Below are 22,679 nucleotides of genomic sequence, written 5' to 3'. Positions count from 1 at the left end.
TAGGGAGTTGGAAGACATGGCCCCAGTCGCCATGCGCACCGCTGCACGATCACTTTCCGAAGCACTGCCGGTCTCGTACTGGCTCGACGACCCCGCCAAGCCCGCGCCGCGACCCGCCCTCACCGGCGACGAACGGTGCGACCTGCTCGTCATCGGCGGCGGCTACAGCGGCCTGTGGACCGCCCTGCTCGCCAAGGAGCGCGACCCCGCGCGGGACGTCGTACTGATCGAAGGCCACGAGGCGGGCTGGGCCGCCTCGGGCCGCAACGGCGGCTTCTGCGCCGCCTCCCTCACCCACGGCCTCGCCAACGGCCTGGCCCGTTGGCCCGCTGAGCTGGCGAAACTGGAGGAGCTGGGCGCCCGCAATCTCGACGCCATCGAGGAGGCCGTCGCCCGCTACGGCATCGACTGCGACTTCGAGCGCAGCGGCGAGATCGACGTGGCCACCGAGCCCCACCAGGTCGAGGAGTTGCGCGCGCTGCACCGGGAGGCGCGGCGCCTCGGCCTCGCGGACGGCTCCCAGTGGCTGGAGCGCGACGAGGTGCGCGCCGAAGTGGACTCCCCGACCTTCCTCGGCGGCATCTGGGACCGCGAGGGCGTCGCCATGCTGAATCCGGCGAAGCTCGCCTGGGGCCTCAAGCGGGCCTGCCTCGGCCTGGGAGTGCGGATCTACGAGCACACGCGCGGGCTGGAACTGGCCGCCTCCGGCGCCGCCATGGCCGTACGCACCCCGTACGGCCGGGTCTTCGCCCGCCGGGTCGCGCTGGGCACCAACGTCTTTCCGTCGCTCGTCCGGCGGGTCCGCCCGCTGACCGTGCCGGTCTACGACTACGCCCTGATGACCGAGCCGCTCGACGATGCCCAGCTGGCCTCGGTGGGCTGGCGCAACCGCCAGGGGCTCGGGGACAGCGCCCACCAGTTCCACTACTTCCGGATCACCCCGCAGCGGCGGATCCTGTGGGGCGGCTACGACGCCGTCTACCCCTACGGCGGCAGGCTCGACCCCGCCCACGACCACCGCCCGGAGACGTACCTCAGGCTCGCGGAGCACTTCTTCACCTGCTTCCCGCAGCTGGAGGGGGTGAATTTCAGCCATGCGTGGGGCGGGGCGATCGACACCTGCTCGCGCTTCTCCGCCTTCTTCGGCACCGCGTACTCCGGGAAGGTCGCCTACGCCGCCGGTTTCACCGGACTCGGCGTGGGGGCCACCCGCTTCGGCGCGGACGTGATGCTGGACCTGCTGGCGGGGGAGCGGACCGAGCGGACGGAGCTGGAAATGGTCCGCTCCAAGCCGCTGCCCTTCCCGCCGGAGCCCTTCGCGTGGACCGGGATCGCGCTGACCAAGTGGTCGCTGGCGCGCGCCGACAGCCGTGGCGGGCACCGGAACCTGTGGCTGAAGGCACTGGACCGGGCCGGCCTCGGCTTCGACAGCTGACCGCGCCCCGTCCCCCGTCCCCCGTGTGCCTGGCGCTCAGCCGGTCGGAGGTGCGCGCGCCCGGCGCACCTCTTCCGCCACCGAGTGACCGTTTCACCACCACGGGGTGGTGAAAGCCGCGTCATGATCGACGCCCGGCCCGCTCTCACAGGTGAGAACCCATCACCTACAGGGAACGAGGCCGGACGACGATGCGTGGCTCGCAGACCAGGACGGCAGTGGAATGGCTGCTGTCGGCGGCGCCGGATCCCGACTCCTGCCGGTGGGAGCGGGAGCGCAACCCTTTGGGGGTCGTCCTCCTGCCCGCCGGCCGGCACTGGGACGTGCTGATCCTCCCGGGGGAGCTGGCGCAGGCCACCTTCCACGAACTGCACCGCCTGCTCGCCCGGCCCGGCCCGGTGCTCGCCGACTTCGGAGACTCGCGGCTGGGCTTCTTCGTGCCGCCGGGTACGGCCTCCCGCTGGCTCGGTACGGGCGTACGGGGAGCCGGTCCGGGGACATGGATCGTCGTCCCGTACCCCGGCCGGGCGACCGGGGGAGTGCGCTGGCTGGTGCTGCCGGACGGCAAGGGGACGCTGACCGACCCGGCGGTGCTGGAGCTCGCGATGCACGAGGCGGCGGCTTCGGTGGCGCGGGAGCGGGGCGGGCAGGACGGCCGCAGGCCCTGACGCGCGGGCGGGGCCGCGCCGCCGCCGCGGAGGGTCAGCCCGTAGGGCGGCGGCTGGTTCGGCGGCTGCCGCGGCTACCGCGGCGGCTCACCGAGTCCGCGCCCGACAGCGCGGCCCACCGCACCCCGAGCAGGAGGGGTGTGCACAGCAGGAGGCTGGCCAGCACGTCCAGCGGCCAGTGGTAGCCGCGCAGGATCAGCCCGGCGGCCGTCGCGCACGTGAGGACGAGGGCGGCGGCCATCGGCCAGGCGCGGCGGGTGCAGCGGCCCAGGAGCAGCGCCGCTCCCCCGTACGCCACGAGGGAGGTCGCGGTGTGGCCGGACGGGTAGTAGCCGGCCGCCCAGGGTTCGAGCGGCCCGGGGCGGGCGGTCCACTCCTTCAGCGGGATGACCAGCGCCGGTACGAGGGCCAGGGCCAGCGCCCCGGCCAGGGCGCCGCGGCGGTTCCCCCGCCGGGCGGTGTAGGCCACGGCCAGGAGCAGGACGGGCAGCGCGACCGGGATGTTCCCGAGGTCCGCGAGGTGCTCGGTGACCGCGTCGGGGACCGTGCCGACCAGGGCGCGGCTCAGGCGCTCGTCCGGGGACAGCAGGGGGCCCGACACGAGGACCTGCCAGGTGATGAGCGCGAAGGCCAGGAGAGGGAGGGCCGCGAGGCACAGGGCGGGCAGGAAGAACCCGGCCCGCCGAATGGCCGGCCGTCCCGGAACAGGGGGGATGGTTCCGGGACGGCCGCCCGGACCGGGTCGCCGTGCGCCCCGGGGGGTTTGGGGCGTACGGCTGTCCGATCGGTGAGGAGTGTGCGCGAACGCATGCCCAGTGCGGCGCTGGGGAAGCCCGGTACTGGTGTCGCCCCCGGTTTCCCGGGAGCGGGGTGTCTCACTCATCTGCAGAAACCGTACGGCAGCGAAAGGGGGACCGACAGCGGGATCGTCTTCCCGCCATCGGCCCCCCACACCTTCTTCACAGCGCCCGACTGTTACCACCGGTATTGAGTCGAGCACGGCGTTCGCACGTTCTAGACGTCGATCGCATGCCCGTCACAACTCGTCACGCTCCGTCACCATCGGTCGCCGGTGGCGGGATGCTGTGCTCCGATGCCCGACCAGCTGCCCGCGACAAGATGTCCGCGATCAGATGTCCGCGATCAGATGGCCGCGAACGCCGCCTCGATGATGTCCAGGCCCTCGTTGAGCAGGTCCTCGCCGATGACGATCGGCGGGAGGAAGCGCAGGACGTTGCCGTAGGTGCCGCAGGTGAGGACGAGCAGGCCCTCGGCGTGGCAGGCCTTGGCGAGCGCGCCGGCCGCCTCCGGGAAGGGGGTCTTGGAGGCGGGGTCCTTCACCAGCTCGATGGCGATCATGGCGCCGCGGCCGCGGATGTCGCCGATGATGTCGTACTTCTCCTGCATGGTCTTCAGGCGGGCCTTCATGACCGACTCGATCTTCTTCGCCGCGGCGTTGAGGTCGAGCTCCTTCATGGTCTCGATGGAACCCAGCGCGCCCGCGCAGGCCACCGGGTTGCCGCCGTAGGTGCCGCCCAGGCCGCCCGCGTGGGCGGAGTCCATGATCTCGGCGCGGCCGGTCACAGCGGCGAGCGGCAGACCGCCCGCGATGCCCTTGGCGGTGGTGATCAGGTCCGGGACGATGCCCTCGTCCTCGCACGCGAACCACTGGCCGGTGCGGCAGAAGCCCGACTGGATCTCGTCCGCGACGAAGACGATGCCGTTGTCGTTGGCGAACTTCACGATGGCAGGCAGGAAGCCCTTGGCCGGCTCGATGAAGCCGCCCTCGCCGAGGACCGGCTCGATGATGATCGCGGCGACGTTGTCGGCGCCGATCTGCTTGGTGATCTGGTCGATCGCCTGGGCGGCGGCCTCGGGGCCGCAGTTCTCGGCGCCGGTGGGCCAGCGGTAGCCGTAGGCCACCGGAACGCGGTAGACCTCAGGGGCGAACGGTCCGAAGCCCTGCTTGTACGGCATGTTCTTCGAGGTCAGCGCCATGGTCAGGTTCGTACGGCCGTGGTAGCCGTGGTCGAAGACGACGACGGCCTGGCGCTTGGTGTACGAACGGGCGATCTTGACGGCGTTCTCGACGGCCTCGGCGCCCGAGTTGAACAGCGCGGACTTCTTGGCGTGGTCGCCCGGGGTCAGCTCGGCCAGGGCCTCGCAGACCTCCACGTAGCCCTCGTACGGGGTGACCATGAAACAGGTGTGCGTGAAGTTCGCGAGCTGCGCGGAGGCGCGGCGCACGACGGCCTCGGCGGAGGCGCCGACCGAGGTCACGGCGATGCCCGAACCGAAGTCGATGAGGCGGTTGCCGTCGACGTCCTCGATGATGCCGCCGCCCGCGCGGGCCGTGAAGACGGGAAGCACGGAGCCCACGCCGCCGGCCACGGTCTCCAGGCGGCGGGCCTGAAGCTCCTGCGACTTGGGGCCGGGGATCGCGGTGACGATGCGGCGCTCCTGCGGGACAGCGGTCATAGGGGGCTCCTGGGGGGTGTTTTCGGACGCACTTGTGTCTTTGTCCGCAGGCTAGGCCCGCGGGAGGCGGTACGGCATGCTCCGTTCGGGAGTGATGCCCGCGTGTCCTTGTCCGCGACGGCCATAGGAGGGACGCGGCGCGTGTCTTGTGGATCATGACGCGGTACGGCCCCACGGGCCCCGCCGCCGACTAGATTGGGCGCGCAGCGCAGGCAGTAACGGTCAGGGGGCAGGGGTTACATGGACACCGACGGCACGCAGGACACCCAGGCCCCCCACGGCCACGTCCCCAACCCCTCCGGTCCACCTTCCGGTCCACCTTCCGGCGCCGCGTCGACGCCCCGCACCCCCGGCTCGCCGCCGCCGAGGCCGGCGCAGGCGCCCACCGTCGGCCCGTCGTTCGAAGACTGGCTGCGCGCCCCCCGGCCGCGTGCGGACCCGGGCGTCTGGCGCTTCCGGCACGAGCCGCGGAGCGGTGAGGAGGCCGAGCCCGCCACGGACCGGTCGCTGCTGAGCGGAGCGGTGATCTCGTTCCTGGCCTGCGTGCTGGTGTGGTCCCTGCTGACCAACGGCTACATCCCCTACGCCGACCTGCCGCTCAAGCTGTTCACCCCCCGCGACTGGTGGGACCTGCGCGGCAGGCCGGTGGACGGAAGGGGCACGGCCGCGCTGGAGGCGTACTGGCTGGTCCTGACCGGGCTGCTCGCCGTGTGGTTCAGCCGGCTGGGCTCCTGGGGCACCGCCTTCGACCGGCTCGTCGCCGCACGCGGTCCCGGAGCCCGCGCCCTCGGCGCGGCGGCCGCAGGGCTGTTCGTGATCATGCTGATCTGGACCAAGACGCTGACCGCGGAGGACCTCTTCTTCGGGCACCTGCCCTACCAGGAGCTCGGCAGGGTGGGCAGCCTCGTGGTCATGGTCCTGCTCTACCTGGTGCTCTACGGGCCCGTAGTCGTCTACTTCGCCCGGCTGGGCGGCTGGCGCGCGCCACACGCCGCCGGGCTGGGACCGGCCGTCCAGGCGCCGGTCGCCGCGGCCGCGGACGATCCAGTGCGGTGGCCCGAGGTGCGGGGGGCCGGGTTGGGGGAGGTGGCCGATCGGCTCGGGGACGAGGTGGGGGCCGGGCGGATGAACGACGTGGACTACGCGCGGATCCGCCGGGCCTGGGACTCCGTGCGCGTCGATCCCTCCCGCCTGGGGGCCTTCGCCGACGCCGTGCGGGACAAGGGCGCCGCGGCGTGCCCGCATCCCTCCGGCGCACGGGACCTGCCCGTGCGGGCGGCGCGGCACGACCTGCTGGCCCGGCAGGTGCTGCTCGGCACCGTCGAGGACGGCCCGCGCAACCCGTACGCGCGCCGCGGTACCGGAATCGCCCTGGACCCCGACGTCCTCGGCACCTCCGTCCTCGCCGTCGGCCCGTCCGGGACCGGCAAGACCGCCCGGCTGGTCCGGCCCGTGGTCGAGTCGCTCGCACTCCAGGCACTCGCCGGCCAGGCCGCCGTCGTCGCCGTCGGCGCGGCCGGGGCCCAGCTCGGGCCGGACGCCGCCTACGACGTCGTGGTCCGCGTCGGCGACCCCGCCTCCGTCTACGACCTCGACCTCTACGGCGGCACCACCGACCCCGACGAGGCCGCCACCCTCCTCGCCGACGCCTTCGTCGGCGACGTCCCGGGGCTCGACGTACGCCGGGCCGCGACCGCCCTCGCCCAACTGCTCGGGCCGTTCCGCGCGGCGTACGGCCGCTTCCCCGCCGTGCCGGAGCTGCGCGAGCTGCTCGACCAGGTGCCGGACGCGCTCACGGCGCTGCGGCGCTCCCTGGAGGACGCCGGGCAGCCGGCGATGCTGCGCGAGCTCGACGCCCGGACGCGGCAGCACGGGAGCCCCTCGGACCCCGGCCCGGCCCTCGCCGACCGCGTCGCCCTGCTGGACCGGCCGGCCTTCGCCGGTTTCTTCGACACCACCGGGCAGGGTCGGCCCTTCTCGCTGCGCGCCCTGGAGTACCCGATCCGCGTGCGCGTGGACCTGCCCGAACGCGGGCACGCCGACGCCTCGCGCATGCTGGCCCGGCTGTTGCTCGCGCAGTTCAACGCCGCCGCGGCCGCCCGCACCGACCGCTCCCTCTTCGCCTTCCTCGCCTTCGACGACGCCTCGCACACCCTGACGGCCGAGACCGTCCGCGGCGTGCAGCGGCTGCGCTCGGCGAACGCGGGCGTCCTGCTGACGCTGCGCACCCTGGACGACGTACCGGAGGCGCTGCGCACGCCGCTGCTCGGCGCGGTGGGCTGCCGGATGGCCTTCTCGGGGGTCACCACCTGGGACGGCAAGCGCTTCGCCGAGGCCTGGGGCACCGAGTGGGTGGAGACGCGGGACGTCACCCACCGCACCGTCTTCGCCGACCAGCCGCTGACCCGGGCGCTCCACGCCTTCCGCAAGCTCGTCACCGGCAAGGCCGTGACGACGGACGCGGTGACCGTGCGGCAGGTGGAGCGGGAGCGGTGGTCCGCCTCCGATCTGGCGCACGCCGTGCCGCCGGGGTACGCGGTGCTGTCGCTCACGTCGGTCCGAGGGGAACGGGCGGCTCCGCTGCTGGTCCGGCTGGCCGGGACGGCCTGAGCGGCGCGGCCTGAGCGGGACGGCCTGAGCGGCGAGGCCTGAGCGGCGCGGCCTGAGCCGCGCGGCCTGAGCGGCGCGGCCCGGGCAGCCGGCCCCTGACCGGCCTGAGCGAACCCGTACGAGGTGGCAGAATCGAGAGGGGCCGTTCATACGACACGGCGAAAACCGCGCGCGGCCCTCTGCTGGTCTTCTGTCGCTGCCCCCGCCCTCGCCCGTCGCTGCCCCGGCCCTGCCCGTCACTGCTCCCGCCCTGTTCCGTTCCGCCGCCCCTCCCGCCTAAGGCCCCTGTAACCGATGCCGCTCACCCTCGCCTCACTCGTCCAGCACTCGGCGCTCAAGCTCAGCGTCCGGGCGGGCGAGAGCCGCCTCGACACCCCCGTGCGCTGGGCCCACGTCAGCGAGCTCGCCGACCCCGTCCCCTATATGGAGGGCGGCGAACTCCTCCTGACCACGGCCATGAAGCTCGACGCGCGGGACCCGGAGGAGATGCGCCGCTACGTACGCCGCCTCGCCGCGGCCGGGGTCGTCGGCATCGGCTTCGCGGTCGGCGTCAACTACGACGCGATCCCGCCGGAGCTCGTCGAGGCCGCCCGGACCGAGGACCTGCCGCTGCTGGAGGTACCGCGCCGGACCCCCTTCCTCGCGATCAGCAAGGCCGTCTCCGCGGCCCTCGCGGCGGACCAGTACCGGGCGGTGACCGCCGGTTTCGAGGCGCAGCGGGAGCTGACCCGGGCCGCGCTCTCCGCGGACGGCCCCGCCGAACTGCTGGCGCGGCTGGCGGCGCACGTGCACGGCTGGGCCGCGCTGTACGACACCTCCGGCGCGGTCGTCGCCGCGGCGCCCGAATGGGCGGCGCGGCGGGCCGCCCGGCTGACCCCCGACGTCGAGCGGCTGCGCGAGCGGCCGGCGCCCGCGAGCGCCGTGGTCGGCGGCTCCGAGGACCGGGTCGAGCTCCAGTCGCTGGGCACCGGCCGGCGCGCGCGCGGCGCCCTCGCGGTCGGCACCGGGGCCCCGCTGGGCACGGCCGAGCGGTACGCGGTGCACTCCGCGGTGGCGCTGCTCACCCTGACTACCGAGCGCTCCCGCTCGCTGCACGACGCCGAATCCCGGCTGGGGGCCGCGGTGCTGCGGATGCTGCTGGCGGGTGAGGCGGACCACGCCCGGGACGTGGCGGGCGACCTGTACGGGGCCCTGCTGGACACGCCGTTCCGGCTGATCGCGGCCGAGCCGGCGCTGCCGGGGACGGCGCAGCCGCAGGGGCTGGCGCTGCTGGCCGACGCGGTGGAGTCGGCGGCCGCCCGTACCGGTGAGGCGCTGCTGGTGGTCCCCGAGCCGGGACGGCTCGTCGTGCTGGCCGCCGACGGGGGCTCGGCCGTACAGGCGTGCGCGGAGCACGCCGAGACGCTGGAGTCGCGGCGCGGTCGCGAGGCCGCCGGGCCGGAGCCGGACGAGCTGGTGATCGGCCTGTCGGCGTCGGCCGGACCTGGCGGCGTGGCGGGCGCCCTCACCCAGGCCGACCAGGCCCTGGCCGTCGCCCGTCGGCGCGGACGGCCGATGGTGGAACACGAGGACATGGCGGCGGGCTCGGTCCTGCCGCTGCTGGCCGACGACGCGGTACGGGCCTTCGCGGACGGCACGCTGCGCGCCCTGCGGGAGCACGACGCGACCGGCCGCGGGGACCTGGTGGCCTCCCTGCGGGCGTGGCTGTCGCGCCACGGTCAGTGGGACGCCGCCGCGGCCGACCTCGGCGTCCACCGGCACACGCTGCGCTACCGGATGAAGCGGGTCGAGGAGATCCTCGGCCGCTCCCTGGACGATCCGGACGTCCGGATGGAGCTGTGGCTCGCCCTGAAGGCCACCGCCGCGCCGCCCTCGTAGGGCGCCCGCCCCCGGCGCGACGGCTGCCGGCCGGCGGCGCCCGGCACGGCCGCGCCGCCCCACACACTGACAAAGCGTCGAAGCGCGACTTCGTGTCGCTCCACACCGGACAAGCGCCGAATCGCGCGAGCGGTCCTACGGTGGAGGGGACAGCGACCCACCGCACAGATCCGAAGGGCCGGGATCCGCATGACTTCCACCCACGCCTTCTGGCTCGCCGGCCGCCAGGCGACCGGCGAGGACAGCTTCGACGTCCACTCCCCTTGGGACGGCCGTCTGGTAGGCACCGTCAGCGTGCCCACCGACGCGCAGGTCGAAGAGGCCGTGGCCGCGGCGTACGCCGTGACGGCTGAGTTCTCCGCGACCCCCGCCCACGTCCGGGCCGCCGCTCTGGACCACGTCTCCAAGCGTCTCACCGAGCGGACCGAGGAGATCGCCCAGCTGATCTCCGCCGAGAACGGCAAGCCCGTCAAGTGGGCCCGCGGTGAGGTCGGCCGTGCGGTGTCCGTGTTCCGCTTCGCCGCCGAAGAGGCGCGCCGCTTCAACGGCGGAGAGGCCCAGCGCCTCGACACCGACGCCGGCGGCGTCGGCCGCCTCGCGCTGGTCCGCCGCTTCGTCAAGGGCCCCGTCCTCGGCATCGCGCCGTTCAACTTCCCGCTGAACCTGTGCGCCCACAAGGTCGCCCCGGCCATCGCCGTCGGCGCGCCGATCATCCTCAAGCCCGCCCCGGCCACCCCGCTCTCCGGGCTGATCCTGGGTGAGCTGCTCGCCGAGACCGACCTCCCGGCCGGTTCCTGGTCGGTGCTGCCGGTCGCCAACGACAAGATGCCCGCCCTGGTCAAGGACGAGCGCCTCCCCGTCATCTCCTTCACCGGCTCCGACACGGTCGGCTACGCCATCCAGCAGTCGGTGCCGCACAAGCACTGCACCCTGGAGCTCGGCGGCAACGCCGCGGCCGTCGTCCTCGCCGACTGGGCCTCCGAGGCCGACCTCGACTGGGCCGCGACCCGTATCGCGACCTTCTCGAACTACCAGGCCGGCCAGTCCTGCATCTCCGTGCAGCGTGTGATCGCCGACGCCTCCGTCTACGACCGCCTCGTGGAGAAGGTCGTCGCCAAGGTGCAGGCGCAGGTCACCGGCGACCCGTCCGACTCCGCCACCGACGTCGGCCCCCTCGTCTCCGAGGACGCCGCCAAGCGGGTCGAGTCCTGGGTGGACGAAGCCGTCTCCGCCGGAGCCAAGCTCCTCACCGGCGGCAAGCGCGAGGGCGCCTCCTACGAGCCCACCGTCGTCGCGGAGGTGCCGCAGGGCGTCAAGCTCGCCACCGAGGAGGTCTTCGGCCCGGTCCTGACGCTGCAGCGGGTCGAGAACACCGACGAGGCCTTCGCCGCCGTCAACGACTCGAAGTTCGGCCTTCAGACCGGCGTCTTCACCCGCGACGTCCAGGTCGCCTTCCGCGCCCACCGCGAGCTCGAGGTCGGCGGTGTGATCATCGGCGACGCGCCGTCCTACCGCGCCGACCAGATGCCGTACGGCGGCGTCAAGCAGTCCGGTGTGGGCCGCGAGGGTGTCCGCTACGCGATGGACGACTACACGTACGAGCGAGTCCTGGTCCTGACCGGCCTCGACATCTGATCTCGTACGGCCAAAAAGCCGACGGCCGGAGCCTACTGTGCGGGGGCTCCGGCCGTCCCCCTTTTCCATCGCCGCCACAATGGGTACGACTCACAGGTAGCACCGGCTGGTATTCCCCAGAGCACCCCGACTCCGGCGGCGAGGTGAGTCCCCGCATGTCCGCAACACAGCCCGTACAGCCCAGCGGCACGCAGCCCAAGGTGACCGAGCGCGAGGCGCGCCAGGTCGCGGAAGCAGCGCGCGAACAGCAGTGGCGCAAGCCCAGCTTCGCCAAGGAACTCTTCCTCGGGCGGTTCCGGCTCGACCTGATCCACCCCCACCCGCTCCCCGCCGACGAGGACGTCCGGCGCGGCGAGGCCTTCCTGGCCAGGCTGCGGGAGTTCTGCGAGAGGGAGCTCGCCGAGGGGCTGCCCGCCCGCGTCGAGCGCGAGGCCAAGATCCCCGACGAGACCGTGCGCAGGCTCAAGGAGCTCGGCGCCCTCGGCATGAAGATCGACCCCAAGTACGGGGGCCTCGGCCTCACGCAGGTGTACTACAACAAGGCCCTCGCCCTCGTCGGCTCCGTCAGCCCGGCGATCGGGGCCCTGCTCTCCGCCCATCAGTCGATCGGCGTACCGCAGCCGCTGAAGATGTTCGGCACGCAGCAGCAGAAGGACGCCTACCTGCCGCGCTGCGCCACCACCGCCATCAGCGCCTTCCTCCTCACGGAGCCGGACGTGGGCTCGGACCCGGCGCGCCTGGCCACCACGGCGGTCCCGGACGGCGAGGACGCCTACATCCTCGACGGGGTGAAGCTGTGGACCACCAACGGGGTGGTGGCGGACCTCCTCGTGGTGATGGCCCGGGTCCCGAAGAGCGAGCACCACCGCGGCGGGATCACCGCCTTCGTCGTGGAAGCGGACTCGCCCGGGATCACCGTCGAGCACCGCAACGCCTTCATGGGCCTGCGCGGCCTGGAGAACGGCGTCACCCGCTTCCACCGCGTACGGGTCCCCGCGGACCAGCGCATCGGCGCCGAGGGTGCCGGGCTGAAGATCGCGCTGACCACCCTCAACACCGGCCGGCTCTCGCTGCCCGCCATGTGCGTCGGCGCCGGGAAGTGGTGCCTGAAGATCGCCCGCGAGTGGTCCGGCGTCCGCGAGCAGTGGGGCCGCCCGGTCGCCCGGCACGAGGCCGTCGGAGCCAAGATCTCCTTCATCGCCGCCACCACCTTCGCCCTGGAAGCGGTGGTCGACCTCGCCTCCCAGATGGCGGACGAGGACTGCAACGACATCCGCATCGAGGCCGCCCTCGCCAAGCTGTACGGCTCCGAGATGGCCTGTCTGATGGCCGATGAACTCGTCCAGATCCGCGGCGGCCGCGGCTTCGAGACCGCCGAATCCCTCGCCGCCCGCGGCGAACGCGCGGTGCCCGCCGAGCAGATGCTCCGCGACCTGCGCATCAACCGGATCTTCGAGGGATCGACGGAGATCATGCACCTGCTGATCGCCCGCGAGGCCGTCGACGCCCACCTGTCGGTGGCGGGCGACCTCATCGACCCCGAGAAGGCACTCGGCGACAAGGCGAAGGCGGGCGCCCGCGCCGCCGGGTTCTATGCCCGCTGGCTGCCCAAACTGGCCACCGGACCGGGCCAGGTCCCGGGCACCTACCGGGCCTTCAACCCCGACGGGCATCCCGATCTCGCCACCCACCTGCGCTATGTCGAGCGCGGTTCGCGCAAACTCGCCCGGGCGACCTTCCTGGCCATGGCCCGCTGGCAGGGGGGCATGGAAACCAAGCAGGGATTCCTGGGCCGGATCGTCGACATCGGCGCCGAGCTGTTCGCGATGAGCGCGGCCTGCGTCCGCGCCGAGCACCTGCGCGCCACCGGAGCACACGGCCGCGAGGCCTACCAGCTCGCCGACGCCTTCTGCCACCAGTCCCGGATCCGCGTCGAGGAACTCTTCGGCCGGCTCTGGTCCAACACCGACGACCTCGACCGCAAGGTCGTCGCCGGCGTCCTGTCCGGCACCTACACCTGGCTGGAGGAGGGCGTCCTCGACCCCTCCGGGGACGGCCCGTGGATCGCCGACGCCTCACCCGGCCCCTCCCGCGTGGAAAACGTGCACCGGCCACTGCGCTGACCTGCGATCATCGGCGAAGCCCGGCCGGATGTACGAGGATGAGTACGCGGACCGGATCCGTCTACTGGTTACGCGTACGACGTGACGCGTACGACCGGAAGCGCCCGGTCCGACGGGCACAGCACGACGAGCGCAGCACGACGAACACAGCACGAGGCGGACGAGAGCGATGCCGACGGCCGAGGAAGACCGGGGCAGCCGACGGCTGGCCTGGTGCGTGGCGCACCTGCTGCGCCACGCACCGGACCACGTCGCCGCCGAGCTGCTGGCCCGGCTCGATCCGCCCACCCGCAAGTACCTGTGCCGCGACGAGTGGCTGTCCGCCTCCACCGTCACCCTGCTGCTGCGCCACGGCGGCGACGCGGACCGCCACTACGTCGCCCGCAACCCGCACGTCGTCGGACGGCCCCTGCCCGGACTCCCCGGACCCGCGCGGTACGCCGCCCGGCCGGGGCCGTCGGACGAGCTGCTGCGGGAGGTCGGACCCGGACCCTTCGGCCATGGCGAGCTGATCGCGCTGCTGCGACGGCACGGCCGCCGCCCCCGGATCCCGCTGACCCTCCTGCGGATGCCGCACGCCCCCCTCGACCCGGAGCCGCTGCTGCGCGAGCACGCCCGCGCCCCGCTGCCGCCCGGCGCCGTCGAGGCCCTGCTGCTGGTCGGCGGGCTGCCCCGGCAGGCCGGCCAGGAACTGCTCGACACCCGCGCGCAGCGAACGTACGGGCGCCACTGGCACCGCCCCGCCGTACGGGCGGTCCGCATGGGCCTGCTCACCTGCGACGAGCTCGTCGCCCACGTCGCCCCCGCGCACCGGACCCTGCTGCTCGGCCACCTCCCCGCAACCGACGGCCTGCGCTGGACCCTGCCCGAACAGGCGGGGATGCAGACGGCCGTCGCCCGCGCGCTGCGGCCCCTGGGGGGCGACCCCCGCGTCTGGGACGAGCTGCTGCGCGGCGCCCCCGGCTTCCCGGGCACCCTGCCGGAGCTGGTGGCCCGGGCCGCCGGCGACCGCCTGCCCGAGCCGGCGGCGGGGCCGCCGGTGGCCGGGCTCGCCGAGGCCCTGCGTCACCTCGCGCCGACGGCCGAGGAGCCGTTCGGGGGAGTGGAACGGGAGTTGGCCCTGACGAGCCTCGCGGTCCCCATGGACACCGTCGAGGAGGACATACGGTGGGTGCGGGACTGCCTGGCGCGCGGGCTCCTCACCGGCGCGGACGTGATCCGGTACAAGGTGCCCGCCTGCTGGGCCCTGGACGAGGACCAGTGGCTGGGGGACGTCTGCCACCCCGACCGCCACGACCGGCCGCAGGCGGTGCTCGCCGCCCGGGCGGAGGCCGACCGGCTGTTCGCCGCCGCCCTCGATGGTGATCCCGAAGCGTGGTGGCGCGCCGCGCGCGCCCTGCCCGACTTCGCCGGAACGCTTCCGGAGCTCCTCGCGGCCCTCGTACAGGGGGACTCCGTGTCCGGCCGTCCCTGAGTTGCGGCAACAATGGGGGCATGAGCGACCGCCCAGCCCCCCTCGCCGATCCGCACGTCCTCTTCGACCCCGCGGCCGGCCCCCGGGACATCGTCATCCTCGGGTCCACCGGGTCCATCGGCACCCAGGCCATCGACCTCGCCCTGCGCCACCCGGACCGCTTCCGGGTGACCGCGCTGTCCGCCGCCGGCGGGCGCGTCGGGCTGCTGGCCGAACAGGCCCGGCAGCTGCGGGTGGGGACGGTGGCCGTCGCCCGCGAGGACGCCGTACCGGCCCTGAAAGAGGCGCTGAGCGCCCAGTACGGCCCCTCGGAGCCGCTGCCCGAGATCCTGGCCGGGCCGGAGGCCGCGACCGAACTCGCCGCCTCCCCTTGCCACACCGTCCTCAACGGCATCACCGGCTCCATCGGCCTGGCGCCCACCCTGGCCGCGCTGCGGGCGGGGCGGACCCTGGCGCTGGCCAACAAGGAGTCGCTGATCGTCGGCGGCCCGCTGGTCAAGGCCCTGGCGAAGCCCGGCCAGATCATCCCGGTGGACTCCGAGCACGCGGCGCTCTTCCAGGCACTCGCCGCCGGCACCCGGGCCGATGTGCGCAAACTGGTGGTCACCGCCTCCGGCGGACCGTTCCGCGGCCGCACCCGCGCCGAGCTGGCGGGGGTCACCGTCCAGGACGCCCTCGCCCACCCCACGTGGGCCATGGGCCCGGTGATCACCATCAACTCGGCGACGCTGGTCAACAAGGGGCTGGAGGTCATCGAGGCGCACCTGCTCTACGACATCCCCTTCGACCGCATCGAGGTCGTCGTCCACCCGCAGTCCTACGTGCACTCGATGGTGGAGTTCACCGACGGTTCCACGCTGGCCCAGGCGACCCCGCCCGACATGCGCGGCCCCATCGCGATCGGCCTCGGCTGGCCGCAGCGGATCCCGGACGCCGCTCCCGCCTTCGACTGGACGAAGGCGTCCACCTGGGAGTTCTTCCCCCTGGACACGGAGGCCTTCCCCTCGGTGGGCCTGGCCCGGCACGTGGGCGCCCTCGGAGGCACCGCGCCGGCCGTCTTCAATGCGGCGAACGAGGAGTGCGTCGAGGCGTTTCTCGCCGGCCGGCTGCCGTTCACGGCAATCATGGATACGGTCTCTGCCGTGGTCGACGAGCGCTTCGGTTCCGCGGGATCCGACGGCGCCCGGGGCGGGGCGCGACCCAGCCGGATGCCCGCGGCGGGAACTTCCCTGACCGTCCAGGACGTCCTTGAAGCGGAGACCTGGGCCCGGGCCCGGGCACGGGAGATGGCGGCGAAGGCCGCCGTGGAGGCGGGCGCATGACAGCACTCATGACGGTGATCGGAATACTGGTCTTCGTCTTCGGCCTGCTCTTCTCCATCGCCTGGCACGAGCTCGGACACCTGTCCACGGCCAAGATGTTCGGCATCCGCGTGCCGCAGTACATGGTCGGCTTCGGCCCGACCCTCTGGTCGCGGAAGAAGGGCGAGACCGAGTACGGGATCAAGGGCATCCCGATGGGCGGCTACATCCGCATGATCGGGATGTTCCCGCCGGGTGAGGACGGCAAGGTCACCGCCCGTTCGACCTCGCCCTTCCGCTCGATGATCGAGGACGCGCGCTCGGCGGCGTACGAGGAGCTCCAGCCCGGCGACGAGTCGCGGCTCTTCTACACGCGCAAGCCGTGGAAGCGCGTGATCGTGATGTTCGCCGGCCCCTTCATGAACCTGGTACTGGCGCTGGCGATCTTCTTCGGCGTGTGGATGACCTTCGGGATCAACCAGACGACCACCCAGGTCGCCTCCGTCTCGCCGTGCGTCATCCAGCAGAGCGAGAACCGCGACGTCTGCAAGGACGGGGACCCGGTGGCCCCCGCCCAGGCGGCGGGCCTGCGGGCCGGGGACCGGATCACCGCCTTCAACGGCCGCGAGGTCACCGACTGGGCCACGCTCCAGCAGCGGATCCGCTCCACCATCGGACCGGCCACCCTCACCGTCGTACGGGACGGGCAGCAGCTCGCCCTCCCGGTCACCCTGATCGAGAACAGGGTCGGCAAGACGGACGGCCGCGGCGGGTACGTCAAAGGCGAGTACGTGACGGCCGGCTGGCTCGGCTTCAGCCCGAAGAGCGAGATCGCCGCCCTTTCCTTCGGCCAGTCCGTCGACCACATGGGCGACGTCGTCCATGACAGCGTCCAAGGCCTCGTCAAACTCCCGGGCAAGGTCCCGGCGCTGTGGAACGCGGCCTTCGGCGGCGCCGAGCGGGAGGCCGACTCCCCGATGGGCATCGTGGGCGCGGCCCGGATCAGCGGGGAGATCGCCACCCTGGACATCCCGGCCGAGCAGCGGTTGGTGTTCTTCCTCCAGCTCGTGGGCTTCTTCAACCTCTCGCTGTTCCTCTTCAACATGCTCCCGCTGCTGCCGCTGGACGGCGGCCACATCGCGGGCGCCCTGTGGGAGTCGGTCCGGCGCCATGTGGCGCGGGTCTTCCGGCGCCCGGATCCCGGGCCGTTCGACGTGGCGAGGCTGATGCCCGCCGCGTACGTGGTGGCCGGAATCTTCGTCTGTTTCACCCTGCTCGTGCTCGTGGCGGACGTGGTGAACCCGATCAAGATCACTTAGCGGGTCAGTGCACCTGAGAATGCCGACGGGAGCCGGGCACGGATCGTGCCCGGCTCCCTACGTTCGGGTGGCACATCCCTCCGGATGCGTGGGGCGGGCGGGGTTTGGCGTAATCTCGAAGCCCGGAGCCCGCCGATCTCGGGACCTTGATCCACACCTTGGGGTTGCACAGCAGATGACTGCCATCTCTCTCGGAATGCCGGCCGTGCCGACGAAGCTTGCCGACCGCAGGGTCAGCCGCAAGATCCAGGTCGGTTCCGTGGCCGTCGGCGGCGACGCACCCGTGTCGGTCCAGTCGATGACCACGACCCGCACCTCCGACATCGGCGCCACGCTCCAGCAGATCGCCGAGCTGACCGCCTCCGGCTGCAACATCGTCCGCGTGGCCTGCCCGACCCAGGACGACGCCGACGCACTCGCCGTCATCGCGAAGAAGTCGCAGATCCCGGTCATCGCCGACATCCACTTCCAGCCCAAGTACGTCTTCGCCGCGATCGCCGCGGGCTGCGCCGCCGTCCGCGTCAACCCGGGCAACATCAAGCAGTTCGACGACAAGGTCAAGGAGATCGCGCGGGCCGCCAGGGACGCGGGCACCCCGATCCGGATCGGCGTCAACGCGGGCTCGCTCGACGCCCGGCTGCTGAAGAAGTACGGCAAGGCCACCCCCGAGGCGCTGGTCGAGTCCGCGCTGTGGGAGGCCTCCCTCTTCGAGGAGCACGGCTTCAGCGACATCAAGATCTCGGTCAAGCACAACGACCCGGTCATCATGGTCAACGCCTACCGCCAGCTGGCCGCCGCCTGCGACTACCCGCTGCACCTCGGCGTCACGGAGGCCGGCCCCGCCTTCCAGGGCACGATCAAGTCCGCCGTCGCCTTCGGCGCACTGCTGTCCGAGGGCATCGGCGACACCATCCGCGTCTCCCTCTCCGCGCCGCCGGTCGAGGAGGTCAAGGTCGGCATCCAGATCCTGGAGTCCCTGAACCTCAAGCCGCGCCGCCTGGAGATCGTCTCCTGCCCGTCCTGCGGCCGCGCCCAGGTCGATGTGTACAAGCTGGCCGAGGAGGTCACGGCGGGCCTGGAGGGCATGGAGGTCCCGCTGCGCGTCGCGGTCATGGGCTGCGTCGTCAACGGTCCCGGCGAGGCCCGCGAGGCCGACCTCGGCGTCGCCTCCGGCAACGGCAAGGGCCAGATCTTCGTGAAGGGCGAGGTCATCAAGACCGTCCCCGAGTCGAAGATCGTGGAGACCCTCATCGAAGAGGCGATGAAGATCGCCGCGCAGATGGAGGCGGACGGCGTGATGTCCGGCGAGCCCACCGTGGCCATCGGCGTCTGACGCCCGCGGGCGCGAGTCCGGGCTCCGTCCCTGTCGGCCCCGAGAACCTCCCCCGGCCCCGTTCCCGCAGCTCGCGGGCGGGGCGGGGGCTTTTTCGTGACCTGCGGGACCCGGCATCCTCCAGCGACGCCGGGTACAGTGCGGAGATCAGCAGACTTGCATGGTGAGGCCCCAGTGTTGACGCAGACCACCACCCGGGTCCTTGAGCCCAGTGATCTCGACGCCGCGCTCGAAATCCTCGGACGCGAGCCGGTCGCGAACGCCTTCGTCGCCTCCCGCGTACAGATCGCCGGCCTCGACCCCTGGCGCCTGGGCGGCGAGATGTGGGGCTGGTACGCCGACGGAGAGCTCCGCTCCCTGTGCTACGCCGGTGCCAACCTGGTCCCCGTCTGCGCCGAGCCCGACGCCGTACGCGCCTTCGCCGACCGGGCCCGCCGCACCGGCCGCCGCTGCTCCTCCATCGTCGGCCCCGCCGAGGCCACCCGGCTGCTGTGGCGGCTCCTGGAGCCCAGCTGGGGACCGGCCCGCGACATCCGTACCCGCCAGCCGCTCATGATCATGGACCAGCCCTCCACCACGGTCGAGCCCGATCCACTGGTCCGCCGGATCCGCAAGGACGAGGTGGAGCTGATCATGCCCGCCTGCGTGGCCATGTTCACCGAGGAGGTCGGCATCTCGCCGATGGCCGGCGACGGCGGGCTGCTCTACCAGGCCCGGGTCGCCGAACTGGTCTCCACCGGCCGCTCCTTCGCCCGCGTCGAGGACGGCAAGGTCGTCTTCAAGGCCGAGATCGGCGCCGCCACCTCCCGCGCCTGCCAGATCCAGGGCGTATGGGTGGACCCCGCCTTCCGCGGCCGCGGCCACTCGGAGCGCGGCATGGCCGCCGTCGTCGCCTACGCGCTGCGGGACGTGGCCCCCGTGGTCAGCCTCTACGTCAACGACTTCAACACCGCCGCGCGCGCGTCGTACCGCCGGGTCGGCTTCCGCGAAGTCGGCGCGTTCATGAGCGTGCTGTTCTGACCGCCGGCATATCGGCCGCCCCCGCCGCGACGTAAGGTCGCCGCATGCTGCCTACCCCCGGGGCCGACGACCCCGCCCGGCCCGCCGGCCTCCGCATCGGCCCACTCGACCTCGCCGCCCGCGTGGACGAGGCCCTGCGCGTGCAGGCCGTCGCCTTCGGGCTCAGCCAGGAAGAGGTCGGCATCCGGCGCTACATCGTCCAGCGCCACATGGCCTGCCCCGGCGCCCGCGCCTTCGGGGCGTTCACCGAGGACGACGCGCTCACCGGATTCGTGTACGGGATGCCGAACGACCGGACGCACTGGTGGTCCACGATCGTCGAGCCCTACCTGCGCGCCGGCGGCCACGAGGGCTGGCTCGACGGCTCCTTCGTCATCACCGAACTGCACGTCCACCCCGGCTTCCAGGGCCACGGCGTCGGCCGCGCACTGATCACCCACATCACCGACGGCGCCGCCGAGCCGCGCTCGATCCTCTCCGCCATCGACACCGACAGCCCGGCCCGAGCGCTCTACCGGGCGCTGGGCTACACGGACCTCGCCCGCCAGGTCCACTTCCCGAGCGCGAGCCTCCCGTACGCCGTCATGGGCGCCACCCTGCCCCTGCGCCGGCGCTGAATCCGATACCGGCCCGCGGCCGGCCGCCGGTAGCCTCCCGGCATGTCGACGCAACACGTGCAGCGCATGTCCCGCCTCATGGCCAAGACCCTCCGCGAGGACCCGGCCGACGCGGAAACCCTCAGCCACCGGCTCCTCGTTCGCGCCGGATACGTCCGCCGCAGCTCGGCCGGGATCTGGATCTGGCTGCCCCTCGGCAAACGCGTCCTGGACAACGTGACGCGCGTCGTCCGCGAGGAGATGGACGCGATCGGAGCCCAGGAAGTGCTGCTGCCGGCGCTGCTGCCGAAGGAGCCGTACGAGGTCAGCGGGCGCTGGTCGCAATACGGCGACCAACTGTTCCGGCTCAAGGACCGCAAGGGCGCGGACTATCTGCTCGGCCCCACGCACGAGGAGATCTTCACCCAGGTCGTGAAGGACCAGTGCACGTCCTACAAGGACCTGCCGGTCATGCTCTACCAGATCCAGACCAAGTACCGCGATGAGGCGAGGCCCCGGTCCGGAGTGCTGCGCGGCCGCGAGTTCCTGATGAAGGACTCGTACTCCTTCGACGTCTCGGACGAGGGTCTGGCCCACTCGTACGCCCTCCACCGCGCCGCCTACCAGCGCGTCTTCGAGCGGCTCGGCCTCGACCACCGGATCGTGTCGGCGGTGTCGGGGGCGATGGGCGGCTCGGCCTCGGAGGAGTTCCTCGCGCCGGCCCCGGCGGGCGAGGACACCTTCGTGGACTGCCCGTCCTGCGACTACGCGGCGAACACCGAAGCCGTGACCTTCGCCCTGACCCCGGTGAGCGGGGAGCACCCGCCGCCGCAGGAGGTGGACACCCCGGACACGCCGACCATCGAGGCGCTGGCGGCGCGGCTCGGGGTCCCCGCCTCGGCGACCCTGAAGAACCTCCTGGTGAAGGTGGACGGCGAGATCACGGCCGTGGGCGTGCCCGGCGACCGGGAGGTCGACCTCGGCAAGCTGGCGGAGCAGCTGGCACCGGCGCTGGTGGAGCTGGTCACCGCGCAGGACTTCGAGGCCCGGCCCGACCTCGTACGGGGCTACGTGGGGCCGCGGGGTCTGGACAAGGTCCGCTACCTGGCCGACCCGCGGGTGGCCCCCGGCACAGCCTGGATCACCGGGGCCAACCGGCCCGGTACCCATACGCGGAACGTGGTCTGCGGGCGGGACTTCGAGGTGGACCGGTACCTGGACGTGGTGGTCGTGGAGCCGGGCGATCCCTGCCCGGCCTGCGGGGCCGGCCTGCGCCTCGACCGCGCGATCGAGATCGGGCACATCTTCCAGCTGGGCCGCAAGTACGCCGACGCCTTCGGGCTCGACGTACTGGGCCCCGGGGGCAAGCCGGTCCGGGTCACGATGGGCTCCTACGGCATCGGCGTCTCCCGCGCGGTGGCTGCGCTGGCCGAGCAGAGCGCGGACGAGCGCGGCCTGTGCTGGCCGGCGGCGGTGGCCCCGGCCGACGTGCACGTGGTGGCGGCGGGCAAGGCGGTGCCGTTCGCGCTGGCGGAGACGGCGGCCGCCGCCCTGGCCGAGGCCGGCGTACGGGTCCTGCTGGACGACCGACCGGGGCTCTCCCCGGGCGTCAAGCTCACGGACGCGGAGCTGATCGGCGTGCCGTGGATCCTGGTGGCGGGGCGCCGCTCCGCCGAAGGGGTGGTCGAGCTCCAGCACCGCGCCTCGGGCAGCCGGGAGGAACTCCCGCTGTCCGAGGCACTGTCCCGGCTGACCTAGCCAGCGCCCCTGCCCCCGGCCTGCCCGAACACCGGCGGGCTGTGCTGAGCCACGCCGGCGTTCGGTGTACCGGTCAGGGCCTAGCCGCGCGGTTCGTCGGTCTCCGCCGGGGACGGCGGCGGCGAACCGTCGGGGGACAGCCCGGCTCCCCCGGTGACGGCCCGGGGACCGGGCCCCTCGCCCGGAGCCGGAGCCGGAGTCGGAGCCGCTCCCGCAGCCGGAGACGCAGGCGCCGGCGTTTGGGCCGCGCGCTCCAGGAAGCGCAGGAGCTCCACGGGGAAGGGCAGCACCAGCGTGGAGTTCTTCTCCGCCGCCACCGCCACCACCGTCTGCAGCAGCCGCAGTTGCAGGGCCGCCGGCTGGTCCGACATGACCGCGGCCGCCTCGGCCAGTTTCTTCGACGCCTGGAGCTCCGCGTCCGCGTTGATCACACGGGCCCGGCGCTCGCGGTCCGCCTCCGCCTGGCGGGCCATGGAGCGCTTCATCGTCTCCGGCAGGGACACGTCCTTGATCTCGACCCGGTCGATCTGGACGCCCCAGCCCACCGCCGGGCTGTCGATCATCAGCTCCAGGCCCTGGTTGAGCTTCTCCCGGTTGGAGAGCAGGTCGTCCAGGTCGGACTTGCCGATGATGGAGCGCAGCGAGGTCTGGGCCATCTGCGAGACGGCGAAGCGGTAGTCCTCCACCTCGATGATCGCGTTCGCCGGGTCGACCACCTTGAAGTAGACGACCGCGTCCACCCGCACCGTGACGTTGTCCCGCGTGATGCCCTCCTGGGCCGGCACCGGCATCGTCACGATCTGCATGTTCACTTTCCGGAGCCGGTCGATGCCGGGGACGATCACCGTGAAGCCCGGCCGCCGGATGCCCGCCCGCAGCCGGCCGAAGCGGAAGACCAGTCCCCGCTCGTACTGTTTCACCACCCGCGCGGCCGCTCCGAGATAGGCCGCGACTCCGATGCCCGCGGCGACGGCCGCTGTCAGCAGATCCTCGCCCATGACGGCCTCCTGCCCGACATACCCCTCATTTCACGGTATGCCCTGCGAGCGGG

Annotated in this window: 16 protein-coding genes; 13 read left to right on the top strand and 3 right to left on the bottom strand. The window is 72.9% G+C overall.

Features of this window, described 5'->3' with window-relative positions; all coding sequences use genetic code 11:
• Positions 1-16: 16 nt before the first annotated feature.
• Both ACWDX7_RS18255 and ACWDX7_RS18250 read left to right on the top strand, forming a co-directional pair.
• Positions 17-1,435, top strand: coding sequence for an NAD(P)/FAD-dependent oxidoreductase (locus tag ACWDX7_RS18255; protein ID WP_451489880.1), 1,419 nt, complete (start codon positions 17-19; stop codon positions 1,433-1,435).
• Between the two features lie 191 nt (positions 1,436-1,626).
• A complete protein-coding gene (locus ACWDX7_RS18250; RefSeq protein WP_451489879.1) occupies positions 1,627-2,103 on the top strand; it encodes a hypothetical protein in 477 nt (158 codons plus the stop codon).
• 34 nt (positions 2,104-2,137) lie between these two features.
• On the opposite strand, the gene ACWDX7_RS18245 is transcribed toward ACWDX7_RS18250, so the two are convergent.
• Positions 2,138-2,986: a phosphatase PAP2 family protein gene (locus ACWDX7_RS18245; RefSeq protein ID WP_451489878.1), complete on the bottom strand. Its 849-nt coding sequence runs from the start codon at positions 2,984-2,986 to the stop codon at positions 2,138-2,140.
• A 260-nt stretch (positions 2,987-3,246) separates the two neighbouring features.
• Complete coding sequence (gene gabT, locus ACWDX7_RS18240; RefSeq protein WP_451489877.1) at positions 3,247-4,581, bottom strand: 4-aminobutyrate--2-oxoglutarate transaminase; 1,335 nt, start codon at positions 4,579-4,581, stop codon at positions 3,247-3,249.
• Between the two features lie 240 nt (positions 4,582-4,821).
• Here gabT and ACWDX7_RS18235 point away from each other — a divergent pair, with 240 nt between their 5' ends.
• From ACWDX7_RS18235 to ACWDX7_RS18185, 11 genes are all read left to right on the top strand, one after another.
• Positions 4,822-7,191, top strand: a complete 2,370-nt coding sequence (locus ACWDX7_RS18235) for an ATP/GTP-binding protein (protein WP_451489876.1) — start codon at positions 4,822-4,824, stop codon at positions 7,189-7,191.
• A gap of 294 nt (positions 7,192-7,485) precedes the next feature.
• Positions 7,486-9,069 (top strand): PucR family transcriptional regulator, encoded by a 1,584-nt coding sequence (locus ACWDX7_RS18230; RefSeq protein ID WP_451751006.1) that lies wholly within the window; start codon positions 7,486-7,488, stop codon positions 9,067-9,069.
• Positions 9,070-9,258: 189 nt separating this feature from the next.
• Positions 9,259-10,704 (top strand): aldehyde dehydrogenase family protein, encoded by a 1,446-nt coding sequence (locus tag ACWDX7_RS18225; RefSeq protein WP_451492787.1) that lies wholly within the window; start codon positions 9,259-9,261, stop codon positions 10,702-10,704.
• 155 nt (positions 10,705-10,859) lie between these two features.
• Entirely contained in the window at positions 10,860-12,827 is a 1,968-nt protein-coding gene (locus ACWDX7_RS18220; RefSeq protein ID WP_451492786.1) for an acyl-CoA dehydrogenase family protein, read from the top strand.
• Between the two features lie 169 nt (positions 12,828-12,996).
• Positions 12,997-14,301, top strand: a complete 1,305-nt coding sequence (locus tag ACWDX7_RS18215) for a hypothetical protein (RefSeq protein ID WP_451492785.1) — start codon at positions 12,997-12,999, stop codon at positions 14,299-14,301.
• A 20-nt stretch (positions 14,302-14,321) separates the two neighbouring features.
• Positions 14,322-15,623 (top strand): 1-deoxy-D-xylulose-5-phosphate reductoisomerase, encoded by a 1,302-nt coding sequence (gene dxr / locus ACWDX7_RS18210; protein ID WP_451492784.1) that lies wholly within the window; start codon positions 14,322-14,324, stop codon positions 15,621-15,623.
• Positions 15,620-16,921, top strand: coding sequence for a M50 family metallopeptidase (locus ACWDX7_RS18205; RefSeq protein WP_451492783.1), 1,302 nt, complete (start codon positions 15,620-15,622; stop codon positions 16,919-16,921). The genes dxr and ACWDX7_RS18205 overlap by 4 nt, the downstream gene beginning before the upstream one ends.
• A 175-nt stretch (positions 16,922-17,096) precedes the next feature.
• On the top strand, positions 17,097-18,254 hold the full coding sequence (gene ispG / locus ACWDX7_RS18200; protein WP_451492782.1) for a flavodoxin-dependent (E)-4-hydroxy-3-methylbut-2-enyl-diphosphate synthase: 1,158 nt from the start codon (positions 17,097-17,099) through the stop codon (positions 18,252-18,254).
• 174 nt (positions 18,255-18,428) lie between these two features.
• Entirely contained in the window at positions 18,429-19,274 is an 846-nt protein-coding gene (locus tag ACWDX7_RS18195; protein WP_451492781.1) for a GNAT family N-acetyltransferase, read from the top strand.
• 44 nt (positions 19,275-19,318) lie between these two features.
• Positions 19,319-19,891, top strand: a complete 573-nt coding sequence (locus ACWDX7_RS18190; protein WP_451492780.1) for a GNAT family N-acetyltransferase — start codon at positions 19,319-19,321, stop codon at positions 19,889-19,891.
• Between the two features lie 42 nt (positions 19,892-19,933).
• Entirely contained in the window at positions 19,934-21,628 is a 1,695-nt protein-coding gene (locus tag ACWDX7_RS18185) for a proline--tRNA ligase (RefSeq protein ID WP_451492779.1), read from the top strand.
• A gap of 80 nt (positions 21,629-21,708) precedes the next feature.
• Here ACWDX7_RS18185 and ACWDX7_RS18180 read toward each other — a convergent pair whose 3' ends face one another.
• Complete coding sequence (locus ACWDX7_RS18180) at positions 21,709-22,626, bottom strand: slipin family protein (RefSeq protein WP_451492778.1); 918 nt, start codon at positions 22,624-22,626, stop codon at positions 21,709-21,711.
• Positions 22,627-22,679 lie beyond the last annotated feature (53 nt).

This window comes from Streptomyces sp. NPDC003034, from assembly GCF_053591375.1.
Note: the sequence above shows the minus strand (reverse complement) of the source record. Positions and strands in the feature narration are given on the sequence as shown.